Raw genomic sequence first — 17366 nt, forward strand, 5'->3', positions numbered from 1 at the left:
CCCGGCCGGCGGTCCCAGATTCCCGGAAACAGTGGCTATTCGGCTCCGGATGACCACTATTTCCGGGAATTAGTGCGGACCTTGGGCGGGTGGCGGGCCGGCCCGACACGGCGTGGGGCGACGCCCGAGCGCAGCGGGGGCGTGGGCGGCGCATAGGATGTGCCCTCATGGCACGCGTGCTCACTCCCCGTGCGGAGGACTTTCCCCGCTGGTACCAGGACCTGATCGCCAAGGCGAAGCTGGCCGACAACGGCCCGGTGCGGGGCACCATGGTCATCCGACCGGCGGGCTACGCCATCTGGGAGCGGATGCAGGCTGAGATGGACGCCCGGATCAAGGCGGCCGGCGCGGAGAACGCGTACTTCCCGCTCTTCATCCCGGAGAGCTACCTCAAGCGCGAGGCGGAGCACGTCGAGGGCTTCTCGCCGGAGCTGGCCGTGGTCACCCACGGCGGTGGCAAGCAGCTCGCTGAGCCGGTGGTGGTCCGACCCACCAGCGAGACGGTCATCGGCGAGTTCATGGCCAAGTGGATCGACTCCTACCGGGACCTGCCGCTGCTGCTGAACCAGTGGGCCAACGTGGTCCGCTGGGAGCTGCGCCCGCGTATCTTCCTGCGGACCAGCGAGTTCCTCTGGCAGGAGGGGCACACCGCGCACGCCACCCGCGAGGACGCCCGCGCCTACGCCCGCCGGATCCTGCACGAGGCGTACGAGGACCTGATGGTCAACGTGCTCGGCATTCCGGTGGTGGTCGGCCTGAAGACCGCCCGCGAGCGCTTCGCCGGGGCGACCGCCACCTACACCTGTGAAGGCATGATGGGCGACGGCAAGGCGTTGCAGCTGGGCACCAGCCACGAGCTGGGCCAGAACTTCGCCAAGGCGTTCGACATCAGCTACTCCTCCGCCGAGGGCGGCCGGGAGCACGCCTGGACCACCTCCTGGGGCACCTCGACCAGGATGCTCGGTGGCCTGATCATGTGCCACGGCGACGACAACGGCCTGCGGGTGCCGCCGAAGCTGGCGCCGGTCCAGGCGTACGTGATGATCGTCAAGGACGGCGAGGGCGTCGGCGAGGCGGCGGCCAAGCTCCGCGACGCGCTCCGCGACGCCGGCGTCCGGGTCGCGCTGGACGACCGGACCGACACCGCGTTCGGCCGCCGCGCCGTCGACGCCGAGCTGCGCGGCTACCCGGTCCGCGTCGAGGTCGGCCCCCGGGACCTGGCCGCGGGCAACGCGGTGGTGGTCCGGCGTACGGACGGCTCGAAGGCGGCGACGCCGGTGGCCGACGTGGTCGGCGCGGTCCTCGCCGCGCTGGAGGCGGACCAGCAGGCGCTGCACGACCAGGCGCTGGCCCTCCGCGAGTCCCGCACCACCGAGGTCGCGACCCTGGCCGAGGCGATCGAGGCGGCGGCCGCCGGCTGGGCCAAGGTGCCGTGGTCGGCGGTCGGCGTCCAGGGCGAGGCCGAGGCGAACGCCCAGGGCGTCACCGTCCGGTGCCTGCTCCGCGCCGACGGCTCGGTGCCGGATTCGGAGGACGAGCCGGACCTGGTCGCCGTCCTGGCCCGCGCCTACTGAGGTGCGCCCGGGCGATCCCGTCGGGCGGTTCGCGCCGGGTCGGCTGATCATGCACCGCAACGTGCGGCACGGCCGGATCGGCTGGGTCCGGCCGGCCCGCGTGGTCCTCGACGACGATCGTGGGCTGCTGCTGTGGGTGGCGCGGGACACCCCCGTCGCGCACGAGGTGACCGAGGCGGGGCTGGGTATGCGGGCGATGTCCTTCGCCGAGTGGATCACCTCGTCGTATCGGCTGGCCCAGGGCCGCTGGGCCGGGCCGCCGGTGCTGAAGTTCCTGCCGACCGGGGCCGCCCATTCGGTCTGGTGGTTCCGGGACGCCCGGGGCAGGTTCCAGCACTGGTACGTCAACCTGGAGGAGCCCGGTGTCCGGTGGGACGACGGCGCGGTGGCCGGGGTCGACATGGTGGACCAGGACCTCGACGTGGTGGTGCGCCCGGACCGGAGCTGGGAGTGGAAGGACGAGGACGAGTTCCTCGAGCGCCTGGCCTTCCCCGACCACTACTGGGTGACCGACGAGAAGGCGGTGCGGGCCGAGGGGGAGCGGGTGATCCGGATCGCCGAGGCGGGAGAGTTTCCCTTCGACGGCATCTGGTGCGACTTCACCCCACCGGCCGACTGGGACTTACCGGACAAACTGCCACCAGGGTGGGACCGGCCGCCGGTCCGCTGACCGGTGTCGTTCGTCACCCGGTCGTTGTCTTCGGAGTTCCCGGTCCGGGTCCGGTGTGAGCGATCGGGGCCGGATCTGGCAGAATGGGTCGCTGGTATCCGGCGCGCGTCCGGCGCCCTCTAACCCGGGCGCGTCGCCAGTTAACCGAGCAGTCTCCGGCCCAACCCCACTGTGCCGGTCGGCGCTCACCCGCCACACCGCCCACACCGGGCCGGTGAGATCGCAACAGGAGCGAAACAACTGTGGCCGTAAAGATCCGGCTCCTGCGGATGGGTAAGATCCGCAACCCGCAGTACCGCATCGTCGTCGCCGACTCGCGCACCAAGCGTGACGGTCGCGCGATCGAGTTCGTCGGTGTGTACCAGCCGAAGGAGGACCCTTCGGTGATCGAGGTCAAGTCGGAGCGGGTCCAGTACTGGCTGTCCGTCGGCGCGCAGCCGAGCGAGGCGGTGCAGCGCCTGCTGGAGCTGACCGGTGACTGGCAGAAGTTCAAGGGCCTGCCCGCCCCGGCTCCGCTGAAGGTCGCCGCGGAGCGGGCCGACCGCAAGGCGGCGTACGAGGCCGAGGCGAAGGCTGCCGCCGGCCTGGCGGAGACCCCGGCCAAGCCGGCCAAGAAGGCCGCGAAGCCGGAGGCCGCGAAGCCGGAGGCCGCGGCCGAGGCGCCGAAGGCCGAGGAGCAGACCGGTGCCGAGTCTGGCGAGCAGGCCTGACATGGCGCTGCGTCCCGCCCTGGAGCACCTGGTCAAGGGGATCGTCGACCACCCGGACGACGTCCGGGTGCGGATGGTCGATTCCCGTCGGGGCAAGCGGCTCGAGGTCCGCGTGCACCCGGAGGACCTCGGCACGGTGATCGGGCGGTCCGGCCGGACCGCCAAGGCGCTGCGCCAGGTGATCGGCTCCGTCGGTGGGCGTGGGGTGCGCGTCGACATCGTCGACTCGTACTGATGCTTCTCATCGTCGGCAGGATCGGTAAGCCGCACGGGATCCGCGGTGAGGTCACCGTGGAGGTGCGGACCGATGAGCCCGAAGCACGGTTCGCCCCGGGCATGGTGCTGCGCACCGAGCCCGGGGCGGTCGCGCCCCCGGAGCCCGGGGCCTACCGGGTGCCCGCCGAGCTGACCGTCGAGTCCGCGCGCTGGCACCAGGGGCGGCTGCTGATCGTCTTCGAGGGTGTGCTGGACCGCGATGTCGCCGAGGCGCTGCGCGGCACGCTGGTCGGCGTGGACAGCGCCGACGTCACGCCGCCGGCGGACCCGGAGGAGTTCCACGACCACCAGCTGGTCGGTCTCGCGGTGGTCACCCCGGCCGGTGAGCGGCTGGGCGAGGTGGCCCGGATCGACCACGCGCCCGCCTCCGACCTGCTGGTGCTGCGGCGCCCCGAGGGCCGCACCGCGCTGATCCCGTTCGTCAAGGCGATCGTGCCCGAGGTGGATCTCGCCGGCGGTCGTGTGGTCGTCGACCCGCCCGGCGGCCTGCTCGACCTGTAGCTGGAGCCACCCGTCATGCGCGTCGACATCGTGTCGATCTTCCCCGAGTACTTCGCCCCGCTGGACCTGTCGCTGATCGGCAAGGCCCGCGCGACCGGCACCCTACGGCTCGCCGTACACGACCTGCGGACCTGGACCCACGACGTGCACCGCACGGTCGACGACACGCCCTACGGCGGCGGTCCGGGCATGGTCATGCGGCCGGAGCCGTGGGGCGAGGCCCTGGACGCCCTCGCCCCCGACGAGCTCGGCCCGGACGGGGAGCACACCCTGCCGCGGCTGCTCGTCCCCTCGCCGGCCGGCGTCCGGTTCACCCAGGCCATGGCGCACGAGCTGGCCGTCGAGTCGCACCTCGTCTTCGCCTGCGGCCGGTACGAGGGCATCGACCAGCGGGTGCTCGACCACGCGGCGACCCGGATGCGGGTGACCGAGGTCTCCCTCGGCGACTACGTGCTCTTCGGTGGCGAGGTGGCCGTGCTGGTCATCCTGGAGGCGGTCACCCGACTGCTGCCCGGGGTGCTCGGCAACGCCGGCTCACTGGACGAGGAGTCACACGCCCACGGGCTGCTGGAGGCCCCGATGTACACCAAGCCAGCGGACTGGCGCGGGCACGAGGTGCCGGCGGTGCTCCGCTCCGGCGATCACGGGAAGATCGCCCGCTGGCGGCGCGACGAGTCGCTGCTGCGGACGGCGACCCACCGTCCCGACATGCTCGCCGCGCTGCCCCCGGAGAGCCTGGACAAGCGGGACCGGGCGGCGTTGGATCGGGGTGGATTTCAGTTGCCGCCGGGGGATGTGGCAAAGTAGAGGGGTTGCCGCATCCGTCCACGCCGTGGGCGGCTGCGAGGACCCTCGACCGGGGTCGGCTCCGGCCGGCGACCAACCGGGGGTCAGAATCACCCATCCGCGCATCGACTGACGGTGCGCCGTGAGCCTCACGAGGACGCAGCGATGAACATCCTGGACGCCCTTGACGCCCAGTCGAAGCGCGTTGACCTCCCCGACTTCCGTGCCGGTGACACCGTCAAGGTGCACGCGCGGGTGGTCGAGGGCAACCGGTCCCGGGTCCAGATCTTCCAGGGCGTCGTCATCCGCCGCCAGGGTGACGGTCTGCGCGAGACCTTCTCGGTTCGCAAGGTCAGCTTCGGCGTCGGCGTGGAGCGGACCTACCCGCTCAACAGCCCTGCGATCGACCGGATCGAGGTCGTGACCCGCGGTGACGTGCGTCGCGCCAAGCTCTACTACCTGCGCGAGCTCCGCGGCAAGAAGGCCAAGATCAAGGAGCTGCGCGAGAAGCAGCCGACGAGCTGAATTCCCGCTCGCCACGCCTGACCTGCGCGGATGTGGTATCGACCGGTTCGCATTACCCTGGTCGACGCGGGCGCAGGAGGGCGACTCGCCGCGGTCGATGGACGCGGTGGCACAACGATCCACTACCGCCCGTGGGGTCTCGGACGAGGCTCCCGGGCGGTAGTGTCGTTTCCGCGGACCGGAGAGTGGCATGGTGCAGATGCTTGACGAGGACGGCACCGTCGATCCGTGGCGCCGACGGTCCCGGCGTACCCGCCGGCAGATGCCCCTCTGGCAGGAACTGCCCCTTCTCCTGGTCGTCGCCTTCTGCCTGGCGGTGCTGATCCGCACCTTCCTGCTCCAGGCCTTCTTCATCCCCTCCGGGTCGATGGAGAACACCCTCCTCATCGGCGACCGGGTGCTGGTCAACAAGGTCGTCTACGACGTCCGCGACCCGGTCCGGGGCGAGGTGGTGGTTTTCCGGGGCACCGACAACTGGGTCGCCCAGGAAGCTCCCGCGCCGCCGACCAACTTCGCCGGCAAGCTGGGCCGCACCCTCGGTGACCTGGTCGGGATCAGCCGTCCGGGGGAGAAGGACTTCATCAAGCGGGTCATCGGCGTACCCGGGGACAAGGTCTGGTGCTGCGACAACGGCCGGGTCGTGGTCAACGGCGTGCCGCTGGACGAGCGCGCGTACGTGTCGGAGGACTCGCCGGACAACCTGCCGCCGAACCCGAAGGAGTGCCGCTCCCGGAAGTTCACCGAGGTGGTCGTACCGCCCGGGCAGATCTTCGTGATGGGTGACCACCGGCTGGTCTCGCAGGACGCCCGCTGCCAGGGGCCGGTGCCGATCGACAACGTGATCGGCCGGGCCTTCATGATCGTGTGGCCGTCGGAGCGGTGGACCACCCTGCCCGTCCCGCAGACCTTCGCCAACCTGCCGCAACCCAACGCGGCGCCGGTCCGGCCGGTGCCCGTCGACCCGGACCCGGTGGGCGGTGTGGTGCTGCTCATCCCGGTGTCGGCCGCGCTTCCCGTTCTCGGGCGTTCGGGGCGACTGCGCCTCGCCCGGGGACGTAGGCTCCTCCCGTGATTGACGAGCAGACCGAAAAGCCGCGCAGCTCCTTCTGGAAGGAGCTGCCCATTCTCCTGGGCGTGGCGATCCTGGTCGCAGTGCTGGTACGTGCCTTCGTGCTGCAGACCTTCTTCATCCCGTCCCCGTCCATGGAGAACACTCTCAAGATCGACGATCGGGTGCTGGTCAACAAGCTGGTCTACGACTTCCGCTCGCCGCACCGGGGTGAGGTGATCGTCTTCAAGGCGCCCACCGAGTGGAGCGGCAACCCGGAGGGTGAGGACTTCATCAAGCGGGTCATCGGCGTCGGCGGCGACCACGTGGTCTGCTGCGATCACAGCGGCCCGCAGGAGCGGCTGATCATCAACGGCAAGCCGATCGACGAGCCGTTCATCTACCCGGGCAACAAGCCTGCGGACCAGGACTTCGACATCACCGTGCCGGAGGGCCGGCTCTGGGTGATGGGTGACCACCGGGAGGCCTCCGGCGACTCGCTGGAGCACTGGCAGCAGTCGGGCGAGGACATCAACGAGGCCACCATCCCCGAGGACCAGGTGGTCGGCCGGGCCTTCACGATCTTCTGGCCGGTCGACCGGGCGAGCTGGCTCACCGTGCCGAAGCAGTTCGACGGGATCCCCAGCCCCTGACGGGGAGGGCGTGGGCGTTCGTCGGACGCGTCTGGCAGGCTTGGGCGGTGACCGCCTACCACCCTCGCCGCGCGGCTCGCGTGCTGCTCGTCGACGCAGGCGGCCGGGTGCTGCTCTTCGAGGGCAGCGATCCGGCCCGCCCGGGCCACCGCTACTGGTTCACCCCCGGTGGCGGCCTCGACCCGGGGGAGACCCCGGCCGAGGGTGCGGCCCGCGAACTGGCCGAGGAGACCGGGCTGCGGCTCGCCTCGACCGAGCTGGGCGCCCCGGTCTGGTCGGAGACGGTCGAGTTCCCGTTCGACGGGGTCTGGTACCGGCAGGAGCAGGAGTTCTTCCTGGTCCGGGTGCCGGACTGGGAGGTCGACACGGCGGGCTTCAACGAGATCGAGCGGGCGACCATGCACGGGCACCGGTGGTGGCCGGTCGACGAGCTGATCGGCACCGCCGAGCGCTACTACCCGGCGGACCTCCCCGCCATGCTGACCCGGGCGCTCGGCGCCGGGGCGGTGCGGTCCGGGGACGGTGGTGTCGCGTGCTGACCCCGCCGCGCACGGTAGTGCGCCGCGAGGGCGGGCTCTACGCCCTGGAACGGGCCCTGCAACGGCGGGGCTTCCGGCACGTGGCGGGCGCCGACGAGGCCGGCCGCGGGGCCTGCGCCGGCCCGCTCGTCGCCGCCGCCGCGGTGCTGCCCGAGGGGCGGCGCGGCGAGATCGAGGGGTTGGCCGACTCCAAGCTGCTCACCCCGGCCAGCCGGGAGCGGATCTACGACGAGGTGGTGGCGCGCGCCCTGGCGTACGCGGTGGTGGTCATCCCCGCCGAGGAGGTCGACGCGCGCGGGCTGCACGTGTGCAACGTGGCCGCCATGCGCCGGGCGCTCGCCTCGCTGGCCACCCGCCCGGAGTACGTGCTGACCGACGGCTTCGGCGTCGACGGGCTGGACGTGCCGGGCCTGGCGGTCTGGAAGGGGGACCGGGTGGCCGCCTGCGTGGCGGCGGCGAGCGTGCTCGCCAAGGTCACCCGGGACCGGATCATGGTGGAGCTGGACGAGCGGTACCCGGGCTACGGCTTCGCCGAGCACAAGGGCTACATCACCACCGAGCACACCGCCGCGCTGCGGGAGCTCGGGCCGTGCCGGGAGCACCGCTTCTCCTACGTGAACGTGGCCACCGTCTCCGGGCGGGACGGGCGACCGCCCCGGGCCCGACGGCCGGTGGTCGGCGGCCCGGACGACATGCTGGTCGGCGGCCCGGACGACATGGTGGGCGGAGGCCCGGACGAGCCGATGGAGCGCTCCGGCGCGCCAGGGGGTACCGTCGGCGTGGCGTTGGGCGAGCAGCCGCGACCCCTGGCACCGGTGGGGGAAGATGTGGTCATGGAAGGCGGAGTGCGATGAGCGCGGAAGATCTCGAGAAGTACGAGACCGAGATGGAGCTGCAGCTCTACCGGGAGTACCGCGACATTGTCCGCCAGTTCTCCTACGTGGTGGAGACCGAGCGCCGCTTCTACCTGGCGAACCAGGTCGACCTGCACGTACGCAACTCTGACGGCGAGGTCTACTTCGAGGTCGAGATGCACGACGCCTGGGTGTGGGACATGTATCGTCCGGCGCGGTTCGTGAAGAATGTCCGCGTCATGACCTTCAAGGACGTCAACGTCGAAGAGCTCGAAAAGCCCGACATCTCGCTTCCCGCAGATTCCGGATTCGGCGGCTGACCCGGCCGGCCGGCGGGACGGCTCCGCGTCCCAGCCGCCGACGGCGGACTCAGTCCACCAGCACGACCACCTCGACCCGCTGCACCAGGTTGTTGGCGAAGCCACCCCGGTTCCACGGCTGCTCGACCGGCTGGGTCCGCCCGGAGGCGTCGGTCGCCCGCGCGCCCAACGCGTAGCGCCCCGGGGTCGGCCGCCACTCGACGTGCCAGCGCCGCCACGCCCACTCGCCCCCGTTCGGCTCCTCCAGGGTCGCCGGCACCCAGGTCGTACCGCCGTCGACGGTCACCTCCACGGCCGTCACCGGCGCGTGTCCCGACCAGGCCCGACCGTCCACCGTGCACGGCCCCGGCCGCAGCACCCGGGTACGCGACATGAAGTCCGGGAAACCCGGCGGCCGCACCAGGGCGCGGGGCTCGATCCGGGTCACCGGCACCCCCGGGTCGTCGGCGTCCCGCCGCAGCCGGTACGCCACCGCGTTCTGGTAGCCGTCGGACGGCTCGGTCAGCACCCGGACGTGCCGCAGCCACTTCACGTGCGCCATGCCGTACCAGCCGGGCACGATCAGCCGCAGCGGCGCGCCGTGCTGCGGCAGCAACGGGGCGCCGTTCATCTCGTACGCGAGCAGCACCTCCTCGCGCAGCGCGTCCGCGACCGGCAACGCCCGCTGGTAGTCCTGCTCGACGCCGCGCTCCACCCCGTGGTCGGCGCCGGTGAACACCACGTCCACGGCGTCGGCGGGCAGCCCGGCCTCGCGCAGCAGCGGCGCCAGCGGCGTGCCCGTCCACTCGGCGTTGCCCACCGCCTCCACCAGCCACGGCTGGCTCACCGGCCGCGGGTGCAGCAGCGCCCGACCGTTGCCGGCGCACTCCAGCGTCACCCGGTGGGTGACCCGGGGCAGCTCCCGCAGCGTGGCCAGGTCCAGGCGGAGCGGCTGCCGCACCGCGCCGTCCACGGTCAGCGTGTGCGCCGCCGGGTCGACGTCCGGGATGTCGTAGTGGATGAGCAGGTAGTGCAGGCCGGCCGGGGTCACGTCGTAGCGGAGCGCCTCGAGAGGGATGCCGTGGTTGCGTGCCGCCAGCTGGAGTTCCTCGGCACTGATCGCCTCGTCCGGCCCGGCGACCCGGGAGGGCAGGCTCACGTCGTCCACAGTGGTCATCTCGCTGTTCCCTCCGACCGGGTCAGGGATGGGTGAGGCGGTCGTAGCCGACGAATGCGAACATCGTGGCGCCGGTCTCCAGCGGGCGGGGCGTCCCGGTGAACCGGTGCACACCCACCCCGACCCCGTCGGCCGGGCTGCCCACCGCCACCGGCTCGAAGCCCTCCTCGGCGAACCACTCGCAGATGGTGGGCACCAGGTCGGGCTCGCGGCGGTGCCGGGTCCAGAACACGGTGCCGCCGGTGGCGCAGAGCGCGGCGCAGTGCCGGACCGTGGCCCGGATGTCCGCGTCGGCGATGTTGCCGAAGACGCCGCAGACCAGCACGAGGTCCGCGGGAACGAGGTCGGCGTACCGGTCGGTGAGCGCCGCGTCCCCGACCACCACCTCCACCCGGGGCAGGCCGGCCTCGGCGGCGGCCCGTCGGGCCACCTCCGCGTTGCGCGGGTCCAGCTCGACCAGCCGCGCGGTCACGTCGTCCCGCCGGGGATGGGTGGCGAGCACCGGGATCAGGTCGTGCCCCTGGCCGGCGCAGAGACTGATCACCCGCAACGGACCGGCCGGCGCGGCGTCCAGCGCCTCCGCGATCCGGTCCCGCAGCTCGGCCACCCGCCGGGACAACGCCGAGTCCGGCTGGTCGTAGTCGGCGTGCCAGGCGTACCAGTCCTTCGTCACGCGGCCAGCATAGGCGGCGGGCGCGTAGCAGATCCGCTCCGCGTGTGGGGGCCATCCACAGCGCATCCGTCGTCCACAGTGACCGGTGGCGGCGGTGGCGGACACGACGTTTCCGGCGCAGGCTGCCCGACGTGCGGACCCTGCTGCGAAGGGCCACGGCCCTCGGAACACTGCTGCTCGTTCTCGCCGGCCCGGTCGCCCGGCCGCCCCGGCCGGGTCTCCTGCCGGCGGCGGGTCGGGTCGCCGTCCCGGGGGCCGAGTCCCGGCCGGTCGCCGGGGGATCCGGCGTGGTCCCGCTGCCGCCGTCCGGTGGCCCGGCCGTGACCGGTCCGGCCCCGCGGTTCCGCTGGCCGCTCGCCGGCACGCCCCGACCGGTACGCCGGTTCGACCCGCCACCGCAGCCGTGGCTGCCCGGCCACCGGGGAGTGGACCTGGCCGCCACCCCGGGCGCCGAGGCCCGCGCCGCCGGCCCCGGGGCCGTCCTGTTCGCTGGTGTGGTCGCCGGTCGTCCGGTGGTCACCGTCGGGCACGTCGGCGGGCTGCGGACCACCTACGAACCGGTACGCCCCGGGCTGCCGGCCGGCGCCCCGGTCGCCGCCGGGACGCCGATCGGCGTCCTGCTCGCCGGCCACCCCGGCTGCCCGGCCGAGGCCTGCCTGCACTGGGGGCTGCGCCGGGGCGAGGAGTACCTGGACCCGCTCGCCCTGCTCGGTCTCGGTCCGGTCCGGCTGCTCCCGCTCGACCCGGACACCGTGGCGGTCGACGGTGCCGCGGACCGGTGACCGGCGCTCAGCCTCGGGCGAGCAGGGTGGGGAGGCGGACGGCCAACCGGTCGTACTCCTCCGGGGTGTTGTAGACCTGGCCGCAGAGGCGCAGCCAGCCCTGGCCGTTCCAGCCGGCCACCGACACCTCCGAGCCGAGCTGCTCGGCGATCCGCGCGCGCAGCTCGCGCGCCGCGTCGATGGTGGTGGCGACGCCGGGCGGCAGCGGGACGAGCCGCATGGCCACCGTCGGCCCGCCGGGCTCCGGCAGGTCGGCCGGCGCCACCCCGAGCGCATCCCCGACCACCCGTTGCCCGTACGCGGCAAGCGCGGAGTTGTGCGCGCGTACCCGGTCCAGCCCGAGGCTGCGCAGGGTGAACACCCCGACCGGGGCGGCCAGCCAGCCGGTGTAGTCCAGCGTCGCCTGCCACTCGATCCGGGTGGGGAAGCCGCTGCCCTGCTCCCACGAGACGACCAGCGGCTGGATCCGCTCCCGCCACGGCTCGGCGACCACCAGCGCGGCGGTGCCGCGCGGCGCGTACGCCCACTTGTGCAGGTTGCCGACCCAGAAGTCGGCGCCGACCGAGGCCACCGTGATCGGCAGCATGCCCGGGGCGTGCGCCGCGTCGACCAGCACCGGGACCCCCTGCTCACGGGCCACGCCGACGATCGCGGCCGTCGGGAGGAGCCGCGCGGTGGGCGAGGTGAGCTGGTCGACGATCAGCAGCCTGGTCCGCCCTGGCCGCAGCCCGGCCCGGACGATCTCGACCACCTCCTCGTCGGTGGCGGTCAGCGGCACCGGCAGGGTGCGGTGCACCGCACCGGTCCGCCCGCACTCCCGGTCCACGGAGAAGGCGACCGCGCCGTAACCGTGGTCGGTCGTCAGCACCTCGTCGCCGGGCCGCAGTCCGAGCGACTGGAGCACCACCGCCACGCCGGTGGTGGCGTTGCCGACCAGGGCGGTGCCGTCCGGGTCGGCCTCCAGGAAGGTGGCCAGGTGCCGGCGGCTGTGGGCGATCCGGTCGACGAGGCCCTGGGTGAAGAAGCGGAGCGGGTTCGCCTCCATCTCGTCGCGCAGCCGCTGCTGGGCCCGCTGCACGCCGATCGGGACCGCGCCGAACGACCCGTGGTTGAGGTGGCTGACCGACGGGTCGAGGGAGAAGAGCAGCCGAGCACCGGGGATCGGCTCGGGCGGCTGCGGGACGGTCATCCGCCGATCGTAGCCCGCCGTGGATCATCAACTCGGGGTTCTCCCAGGTCCTCCGGCTGGCCTGCGTCGCCGGTCCGGCTCGCGTCGCCCGCTCGGTGCGGGTTGCCGTCCGCGCGCGGACGGCAACGCCCGCGCGGCAGTCCGGGCCCCAGCCTGGCGGGGCAGGCGGGGCTGAGCGCTCCCGGACGGGCGGTGCGGCGACCTCGAGGCGGTCCGTGTGCCGGTCAGGCCCGCGGGTGCGCCTGCCGGTACGCCGCGCGCAGCCGCTCCACCGAGACGTGCGTGTAGATCTGGGTGCTGGCCAGCGAGGAGTGGCCGAGCAGCTCCTGCACGGCCCGCAGGTCCGCGCCGCCTTCCAGCAGGTGGGTCGCGGCCGAGTGCCGCAGCCCGTGCGGGGTGATCCGGGGCAGGCCGGCGGCTTCGGCGTACCCGGCGACGATCCGTCGGGCGGTGGTCGGGTTGAGCCGCCCGCCGCGCGCCCCGAGCAGCAGCGCCGCTCCTGAGCCGGGACCGGCCAGGGCGGGTCGGCCCCGGTCGAGCCACTCGTCCAGTGCGCGCTGCGCCGGCACCCCGTACGGCACGGCCCGCTCCCGCCCGCCCTTGCCGAGCACCCGTACCACCCGGCGGGCGTGGTCGACGTCGGCGAGGTCCAGGCCGCACGCCTCGCTGATCCGCACCCCGGTGCCGTAGAGCAGTTCGAGCAGCACGCGGTCGCGCAGCAGCACCGCCTCGTCGTCCGCGGTTCCGTTCACCGCCGGGTCCCGCACCTCGCCCGCCGGGGAGCTGCCGTCGTGGCCGTTCGCTTCACCGGACGAGCTGCCGTCCTCCCCGTCGTGCGCGGCGCCCGGCGAGTTGCCGTCGTTCCCGTGCGTCTCGTCCGGCTCGGTGCCCCGGTCGCCGTCCGAAGCCCGACCGGTGGCACGGCGCGGAGCGTCCATCAGCGCGGCGGCCTGGTCGGCCCGCAGCACCGTGGGCAGGTCGTGGTGGGCCCGTGGACTGGCCAGCGCGGCGGCCACGTCGGTGGCGAGCAGACCGCTCCGGTGCGCCCACGCGGTGAAGGTGCGCGCGGAGGCGGCCCGCCGGGCCAACGAGGATCGGGCGATGCCCATCGTCCGCTGCTTCGCCAACCAGCTCCGCAGCGCGGTCAGATCCAGCTCCGACAGGTCGGCGTACCCCATTCGCACCGCGTGGTCGAGCAGGGAGACCAGGTCGGTGACGTACGCCCGGACGGTGTGCGCGGAGCGGTTGCGGACCCGGGCCAGGTGGTCGGCGAAGTCGTCGACCGCCTCCTGCATCGCCGGGGGCAGCCCTTCGTGGACGGCCCGGGTGCCGGGCCGGCCCGCACTCACCGGACCCGCCGGGCGGTCGGGGCGGGCCCGGTGTGCCGGCGGGCCTGTGCGTCGGCGTTGCGCGGCGGCGCGGCGGAGCCGGTGCGGACGCTCATGTCGGCGGACACCGGACCAGCCTACGGCGCGGACGGCCGCCGTCCCGTCACCCGCTCCCGGCCGGTCGCCCCCCGCCGCGTTGGCCGGCGTCGACGACCACTCCCGCGGCCGCTCATGGCCTGCTGGCTCCGGCCGACCGCCCCGGATCGCGGGGCGGGGCGCGCCGGGCGGGGCGTCGCGCGGGCGGCGCGCCGTCCGGGGTGGCTGAACGGGGCCTGGAAAGGGGAAACTGTTCATACGAAAAGGACGGTGGCAGCCTCGCCGGGCTGACGACGACCGGATTGAGTCGGCTGCCGATTCAGGTGCCTCCTCGGCCACGCCGGCGGTCGGGAGGGTGCCGTATTGCCGGACGCCCGTGGGTGGCGGCACGGAAGGGTGATTCGCGAGTCGGACGGACGGGCGTCGATCCGGGGGAGCGGCGCCGAAAGGGGGAGCGGGAGTGGGTGTGGATGCGGTCCTCTACCGGCTGGTGCGGGCCGGACCCGCCCGCCGCCGGCCGTCGTACGTCGCGTCCGAGACGGTGGCAGACCCCGACGACGTGCTGCTGGACCTGCTCAAGCGGGTGCGGGGCGGGGGACGTACGCCGCTGCTGGATCGCGTCGACCCACTCGGTGAGCTGGTGGTCAGCGCCGAGTCGGCCCCGCAGCTGTTCGCCGAGCTGCGCTGCCTGGCGGAGGTGGCCGGGGCGCCTGCTGAGGTCGAGCAGGTCCGCCGGCTCGCTCTGCTCGTCCGACGCTGCCTGAACAGCCGGGATGTCGAAATCCGCTTCGAGGGCGACTGACTCCGCGGCTGCACCGGGTCGGATCCGCCGCGCCAGCGGGTCCCGCGTGGTGACCCGGACGGGCGGGGAGCCCGGCCTGCGCATCGGCGGAGGTCGGACGGCACCTCCGCCTTCGACGGTCATCGCTGCGGGGGAGCAGCCGACGTCCCGTCCGACGCGTGGACACGTCCGTCCTCCGCCGGATCGGTCGCGCGTCGGCCCGTTGACGGGGCGAGGGCGTACCCGTCGTCGCGGCGGACCACCAGAGCCAGTTCCTCCAGCATGGACAGTCTCCGCATGGCGGTGCGCAGGTCCACGCCGGCGCGGGCGGCGACGTTCTCCAGGGCGAGCGACTTGCGCCGGGGCAGTGCCTCCAGCACCTGGGTCGCGGCGTCGTCAAGCCGGTCCCGGAGGCGTTCGGGTGCCCGCGCCGGCGGGGCCAGGTCGGCGCCGATCGGCCCCACCTCCTCGAGCACATGCGCGACGCCGGTGACCAGCCGGGCGCTGGGCTGCTCGCGCAGCAGCTCGTGCGCGCCGACCGACATCGCAGAGGTGACCGGGCCCGGCACCACCATGCCGGGCCGGAGAACGCCGAGCGCCCGGTTCAACGTTTGCGTCGCGCCGCTGCGGGCGGCCGCCTCCACCAGCACCGTGCCGAGGGTCGCGGCCGCGATGACCCGGTTGCGGATGAGGAAGCGAGGCCGCAACGGTTCCGCGCCCGGCATCCACTCGCTCACCAGCAGGCCGGTCTCCGCGATCCGGTCGAACAGCGCCGCGTTGCCCATCGGGTAGGGGCGGTCCACCCCGCAGGCCAGCACCGCCACGGTGAGCCCGCCGGCGGTCAGCGCGCCCCGGTGCGCCGCGGAGTCGATGCCGAAGGCCCCGCCGGAGACCACGGTCCAGCCCCGGTCGGCCAGCCCGTAGCCGAGTTCGGTGGCGACGTGCGTACCGTACGGAGTGGCGGCCCGAGCGCCGACCACGGCGACCGACCGCTCGAACGCCTGCGCCAGCGGCCAGGCGCCGCGCACCCAGAAGCAGAGCGGCGGCGCGGTCTCCAGATCGACCTTTCGGTTGGTCCCGGACAGCCTGAGCCGCTCCAGCTCCGCGACCCGGACGGGCCACTCGTCGTCCTCGGGGGTGACCAGCCGCGCGCCGAGTCGCTCGGTACGGGCCAGCGCCTGCTCGGCCACCGCCCGAGCGTCCCCACCGGCCGACCGGGCAGCGACGGCCGCCCGGAGCGTCGGGTCCGGCGACCCACCCGCGCGGAGCAGGTCCAGCGCGGCGACCGGACCGAGCTCGGCGACCAGCCGGTACACCGCCCAGGTGCCCGGCTCGACCAGCCAGGTCAGCGCCACCCGCGCCAGCCGCACCTCGTCCGTGGCGGTCATGCGCCGTCTCCCATCCGCAGGTGGACGGCCTCCGCGATGTCCCCGCCGTCCGGGCGGTCCCGCCCGTCCAGGTCGGCGATGGTCCAGGCGAGCCGGACGACCCGGTCGAACCCACGGGCGGAGAGCGAACCCGAGTCGAGCCGCTTGCGCAGCTCCCGGGTGTCCCGTCCGGGCAGCTGCCACGGCGGCCGGCGCAGGTACGGGCCGGGGATGTCGGCGTTCACCCGGCGGCCGGTGGTCGCCCACCGGTCGGCGGCGGCCCGGCGTGCGGCGGCCACCCGGGCGGCCACCGTCGTCGAGGACTCGTTCGGCGTACCCGTCTCCAGCAGCTCCGCCGCCCGTACCGGGTGCAGCCGCACCTGCACGTCGACCCGGTCCAGCAGGGGCCCGGAGAGCCGGCCCAGGTAGCGCCGGCGGGCCAGGGGAGTGCACTCGCAGTCGGCGTCTCCCGAGGGCTTGGCGCAGGGGCACGGATTGGCGGCCAGCACCAGCTGCGTCCGGGCCGGGTACTCGGTGGCGCCGCGGGTCCGGGCGACCCGCACCTGGCCGCTCTCCAGCGGTTGGCGCAGCGCCTCCAGCGCCGCCTTGCTGAACTCGGGCGCCTCGTCGAGGAAGAGCACCCCGCGGTGCGCCAGCGACACCGCTCCGGGGCGGGCCAGCCCGGAGCCGCCCCCGACCAGGGACGGCACGGTCGCGGTGTGGTGCGGCGCCTGGAACGGCGGCCGGCGCAGCAGTCGTCCCCCGGGCGGCAGCAGGCCGGCGATGGAGTGCAGCGCGGTCACCTCCAGCGCGGCGTCGTCGTTCAGCTCGGGCAGGACCGACGGGAGTCGCTCGGCCAGCATGGTCTTGCCGGCGCCGGGCGGGCCGAGCAGCGCAAGGTGGTGGCCGCCGGCCGCCGCCACCTCCAGCGCCCGCCGGCCGAGCTGCTGCCCCGCCACGTCGGCGAGGTCCGGGCCATCCCCGCCGGCGGCCGGCTCGGCGGCCGGTGGCGGCAGCAGCGGAGTGCCGTCGCGGACGTAGGCGACCAGCCGGTGCAGGGTGTCGACCGCGCGGACCCGGACGCCGGGGATGACGGCCGCCTCGGCGGCGTTGCCCACCGGCACCACCACGCGATCGAACCCGGCCCGCGCCGCGGCGGCGACCATCGGCAGGATGCCGCGCACCGGCCGCGCGGTGCCGTCGAGACCCAGCTCGCCGAGGACCACCGTCCGCTCCAGCGGCAGGAGCGGCAATTCGCCCGAGCCGCCGAGCACGGCCGCCGCGATGGCCAGGTCGAACGCCGACCCGTACTTGGGCAGGGTGGCCGGCAGCAGGTTGAGGGTGATCCGCCGGTTCGGCCACTTCTGGCCGGAGTTGACGACGGCGGCGCGTACTCGGTCGCGGGCCTCGTGCAGGGCCGTGTCGGGCAGGCCGGAGATGACGACGCCGGGCAGCCCGGGTGCGAGGTCGGCCTCCACCTCCACGACGTGCCCGGTCACCCCGACCAGGCCGACGCAGAGCACCTTCGCGTAGCTCAT

19 protein-coding genes and 2 pseudogenes are annotated in these 17366 nt (G+C 74.0%); 14 read left to right on the top strand and 7 right to left on the bottom strand.

Annotation, left to right across the window (positions count from 1 at the left end):
- Window positions 1–167: 167 nt before the first annotated feature.
- The 12 genes from proS (at window position 168) to ACFYOS_RS11855 (ending at window position 8456) form a co-directional block, all read left to right on the top strand.
- Complete coding sequence (gene proS / locus ACFYOS_RS11800) at window positions 168–1574, top strand: proline--tRNA ligase (RefSeq protein WP_387138862.1); 1407 nt, start codon at window positions 168–170, stop codon at window positions 1572–1574.
- 49 nt (window positions 1575–1623) lie between these two features.
- On the top strand, window positions 1624–2244 hold the full coding sequence (locus ACFYOS_RS11805; RefSeq protein WP_387138865.1) for a DUF402 domain-containing protein: 621 nt from the start codon (window positions 1624–1626) through the stop codon (window positions 2242–2244).
- Between the two features lie 242 nt (window positions 2245–2486).
- Complete coding sequence (rpsP, locus tag ACFYOS_RS11810) at window positions 2487–2954, top strand: 30S ribosomal protein S16 (protein ID WP_387138868.1); 468 nt, start codon at window positions 2487–2489, stop codon at window positions 2952–2954.
- On the top strand, window positions 2929–3189 hold the full coding sequence (locus ACFYOS_RS11815; RefSeq protein ID WP_387138871.1) for an RNA-binding protein: 261 nt from the start codon (window positions 2929–2931) through the stop codon (window positions 3187–3189). Before rpsP ends, ACFYOS_RS11815 begins: the two co-directional genes overlap by 26 nt.
- On the top strand, window positions 3189–3731 hold the full coding sequence (gene rimM / locus ACFYOS_RS11820; RefSeq protein ID WP_387138875.1) for a ribosome maturation factor RimM: 543 nt from the start codon (window positions 3189–3191) through the stop codon (window positions 3729–3731). The genes ACFYOS_RS11815 and rimM overlap by 1 nt, the downstream gene beginning before the upstream one ends.
- A 15-nt stretch (window positions 3732–3746) precedes the next feature.
- Window positions 3747–4538 carry a tRNA (guanosine(37)-N1)-methyltransferase TrmD gene (gene trmD / locus ACFYOS_RS11825; RefSeq protein WP_387138878.1) on the top strand — a complete coding sequence of 264 codons (792 nt, stop codon included), beginning with the start codon at window positions 3747–3749 and terminating at the stop codon, window positions 4536–4538.
- Between the two features lie 144 nt (window positions 4539–4682).
- Window positions 4683–5042, top strand: a complete 360-nt coding sequence (rplS, locus tag ACFYOS_RS11830) for a 50S ribosomal protein L19 (RefSeq protein WP_046568744.1) — start codon at window positions 4683–4685, stop codon at window positions 5040–5042.
- 190 nt (window positions 5043–5232) lie between these two features.
- Window positions 5233–6114 carry a signal peptidase I gene (lepB, locus tag ACFYOS_RS11835; protein WP_387138881.1) on the top strand — a complete coding sequence of 294 codons (882 nt, stop codon included), beginning with the start codon at window positions 5233–5235 and terminating at the stop codon, window positions 6112–6114.
- Complete coding sequence (lepB, locus tag ACFYOS_RS11840) at window positions 6111–6743, top strand: signal peptidase I (protein ID WP_387138883.1); 633 nt, start codon at window positions 6111–6113, stop codon at window positions 6741–6743. Before lepB (ACFYOS_RS11835) ends, lepB (ACFYOS_RS11840) begins: the two co-directional genes overlap by 4 nt.
- A 47-nt stretch (window positions 6744–6790) precedes the next feature.
- Window positions 6791–7282: an NUDIX hydrolase gene (locus tag ACFYOS_RS11845; RefSeq protein WP_387138886.1), complete on the top strand. Its 492-nt coding sequence runs from the start codon at window positions 6791–6793 to the stop codon at window positions 7280–7282.
- Window positions 7276–8136, top strand: coding sequence for a ribonuclease HII (locus ACFYOS_RS11850; protein ID WP_387138889.1), 861 nt, complete (start codon window positions 7276–7278; stop codon window positions 8134–8136). The genes ACFYOS_RS11845 and ACFYOS_RS11850 overlap by 7 nt, the downstream gene beginning before the upstream one ends.
- Window positions 8133–8456: a DUF2469 domain-containing protein gene (locus ACFYOS_RS11855; RefSeq protein ID WP_007075222.1), complete on the top strand. Its 324-nt coding sequence runs from the start codon at window positions 8133–8135 to the stop codon at window positions 8454–8456. The genes ACFYOS_RS11850 and ACFYOS_RS11855 overlap by 4 nt, the downstream gene beginning before the upstream one ends.
- A gap of 49 nt (window positions 8457–8505) precedes the next feature.
- On the opposite strand, the gene ACFYOS_RS11860 is transcribed toward ACFYOS_RS11855, so the two are convergent.
- Window positions 8506–9612 (bottom strand): sulfite oxidase, encoded by a 1107-nt coding sequence (locus ACFYOS_RS11860; RefSeq protein WP_387138892.1) that lies wholly within the window; start codon window positions 9610–9612, stop codon window positions 8506–8508.
- 22 nt (window positions 9613–9634) lie between these two features.
- Window positions 9635–10285 carry a methyltransferase gene (locus tag ACFYOS_RS11865; RefSeq protein WP_387138895.1) on the bottom strand — a complete coding sequence of 217 codons (651 nt, stop codon included), beginning with the start codon at window positions 10283–10285 and terminating at the stop codon, window positions 9635–9637.
- A gap of 140 nt (window positions 10286–10425) precedes the next feature.
- On the opposite strand from ACFYOS_RS11865, the gene ACFYOS_RS11870 reads away from it, so the two are divergent.
- Window positions 10426–11067 (top strand): murein hydrolase activator EnvC family protein, encoded by a 642-nt coding sequence (locus ACFYOS_RS11870; protein WP_387139122.1) that lies wholly within the window; start codon window positions 10426–10428, stop codon window positions 11065–11067.
- Window positions 11068–11074: 7 nt separating this feature from the next.
- On the opposite strand, the gene ACFYOS_RS11875 is transcribed toward ACFYOS_RS11870, so the two are convergent.
- The 3 genes and pseudogenes from ACFYOS_RS11875 to ACFYOS_RS11885 all read right to left on the bottom strand — a co-directional run.
- Window positions 11075–12256 (bottom strand): aminotransferase class V-fold PLP-dependent enzyme, encoded by a 1182-nt coding sequence (locus ACFYOS_RS11875; protein ID WP_387138898.1) that lies wholly within the window; start codon window positions 12254–12256, stop codon window positions 11075–11077.
- 224 nt (window positions 12257–12480) lie between these two features.
- Window positions 12481–12984: pseudogene (locus tag ACFYOS_RS11880) on the bottom strand (tyrosine-type recombinase/integrase); the annotation flags it as partial.
- A gap of 206 nt (window positions 12985–13190) precedes the next feature.
- Window positions 13191–13551, bottom strand: a pseudogene (locus ACFYOS_RS11885) (site-specific integrase); the annotation flags it as partial.
- A gap of 589 nt (window positions 13552–14140) precedes the next feature.
- Between ACFYOS_RS11885 and ACFYOS_RS11890 the strand changes: the two are divergent.
- The gene (locus ACFYOS_RS11890; protein ID WP_387138901.1) at window positions 14141–14482 is read left to right on the top strand and encodes a hypothetical protein; all 342 of its coding nucleotides are present in this window, start codon (window positions 14141–14143) and stop codon (window positions 14480–14482) included.
- A 119-nt stretch (window positions 14483–14601) separates the two neighbouring features.
- Here ACFYOS_RS11890 and ACFYOS_RS11895 read toward each other — a convergent pair whose 3' ends face one another.
- Together ACFYOS_RS11895 and ACFYOS_RS11900 are read right to left on the bottom strand one after the other, a co-directional pair.
- Window positions 14602–15849: a DNA-processing protein DprA gene (locus tag ACFYOS_RS11895; protein WP_387138903.1), complete on the bottom strand. Its 1248-nt coding sequence runs from the start codon at window positions 15847–15849 to the stop codon at window positions 14602–14604.
- Window positions 15846–17366 carry a YifB family Mg chelatase-like AAA ATPase gene (locus ACFYOS_RS11900; RefSeq protein ID WP_387138907.1) on the bottom strand — a complete coding sequence of 507 codons (1521 nt, stop codon included), beginning with the start codon at window positions 17364–17366 and terminating at the stop codon, window positions 15846–15848. The genes ACFYOS_RS11895 and ACFYOS_RS11900 overlap by 4 nt, the downstream gene beginning before the upstream one ends.

The organism is Micromonospora sp. NPDC005806, from assembly GCF_042871425.1.
Taxonomy (GTDB): Bacteria; Actinomycetota; Actinomycetes; order Mycobacteriales; family Micromonosporaceae; genus Micromonospora.

Excerpts from the sequence above, each read along its gene's own strand:
- proS (WP_387138862.1), top strand. The coding sequence starts at position 168 with ATGGCACGCGTGCTCACTCCCCGTGCGGAGGACTTTCCCCGCTGGTAC.
- ACFYOS_RS11805 (WP_387138865.1), top strand. The coding sequence starts at position 1,624 with ATGCACCGCAACGTGCGGCACGGCCGGATCGGCTGGGTCCGGCCGGCC.
- rimM (WP_387138875.1), top strand. The coding sequence starts at position 3,189 with ATGCTTCTCATCGTCGGCAGGATCGGTAAGCCGCACGGGATCCGCGGT.
- trmD (WP_387138878.1), top strand. The coding sequence starts at position 3,747 with ATGCGCGTCGACATCGTGTCGATCTTCCCCGAGTACTTCGCCCCGCTG.
- rplS (WP_046568744.1), top strand. The coding sequence starts at position 4,683 with ATGAACATCCTGGACGCCCTTGACGCCCAGTCGAAGCGCGTTGACCTC.
- lepB (WP_387138881.1), top strand. The coding sequence starts at position 5,233 with ATGGTGCAGATGCTTGACGAGGACGGCACCGTCGATCCGTGGCGCCGA.
- ACFYOS_RS11855 (WP_007075222.1), top strand. The coding sequence starts at position 8,133 with ATGAGCGCGGAAGATCTCGAGAAGTACGAGACCGAGATGGAGCTGCAG.
- ACFYOS_RS11860 (WP_387138892.1), bottom strand. The coding sequence starts at position 9,612 with ATGACCACTGTGGACGACGTGAGCCTGCCCTCCCGGGTCGCCGGGCCG.
- ACFYOS_RS11875 (WP_387138898.1), bottom strand. The coding sequence starts at position 12,256 with ATGACCGTCCCGCAGCCGCCCGAGCCGATCCCCGGTGCTCGGCTGCTC.
- ACFYOS_RS11895 (WP_387138903.1), bottom strand. The coding sequence starts at position 15,849 with ATGACCGCCACGGACGAGGTGCGGCTGGCGCGGGTGGCGCTGACCTGG.
- ACFYOS_RS11900 (WP_387138907.1), bottom strand. The coding sequence starts at position 17,366 with ATGAGCTACGCGAAGGTGCTCTGCGTCGGCCTGGTCGGGGTGACCGGG.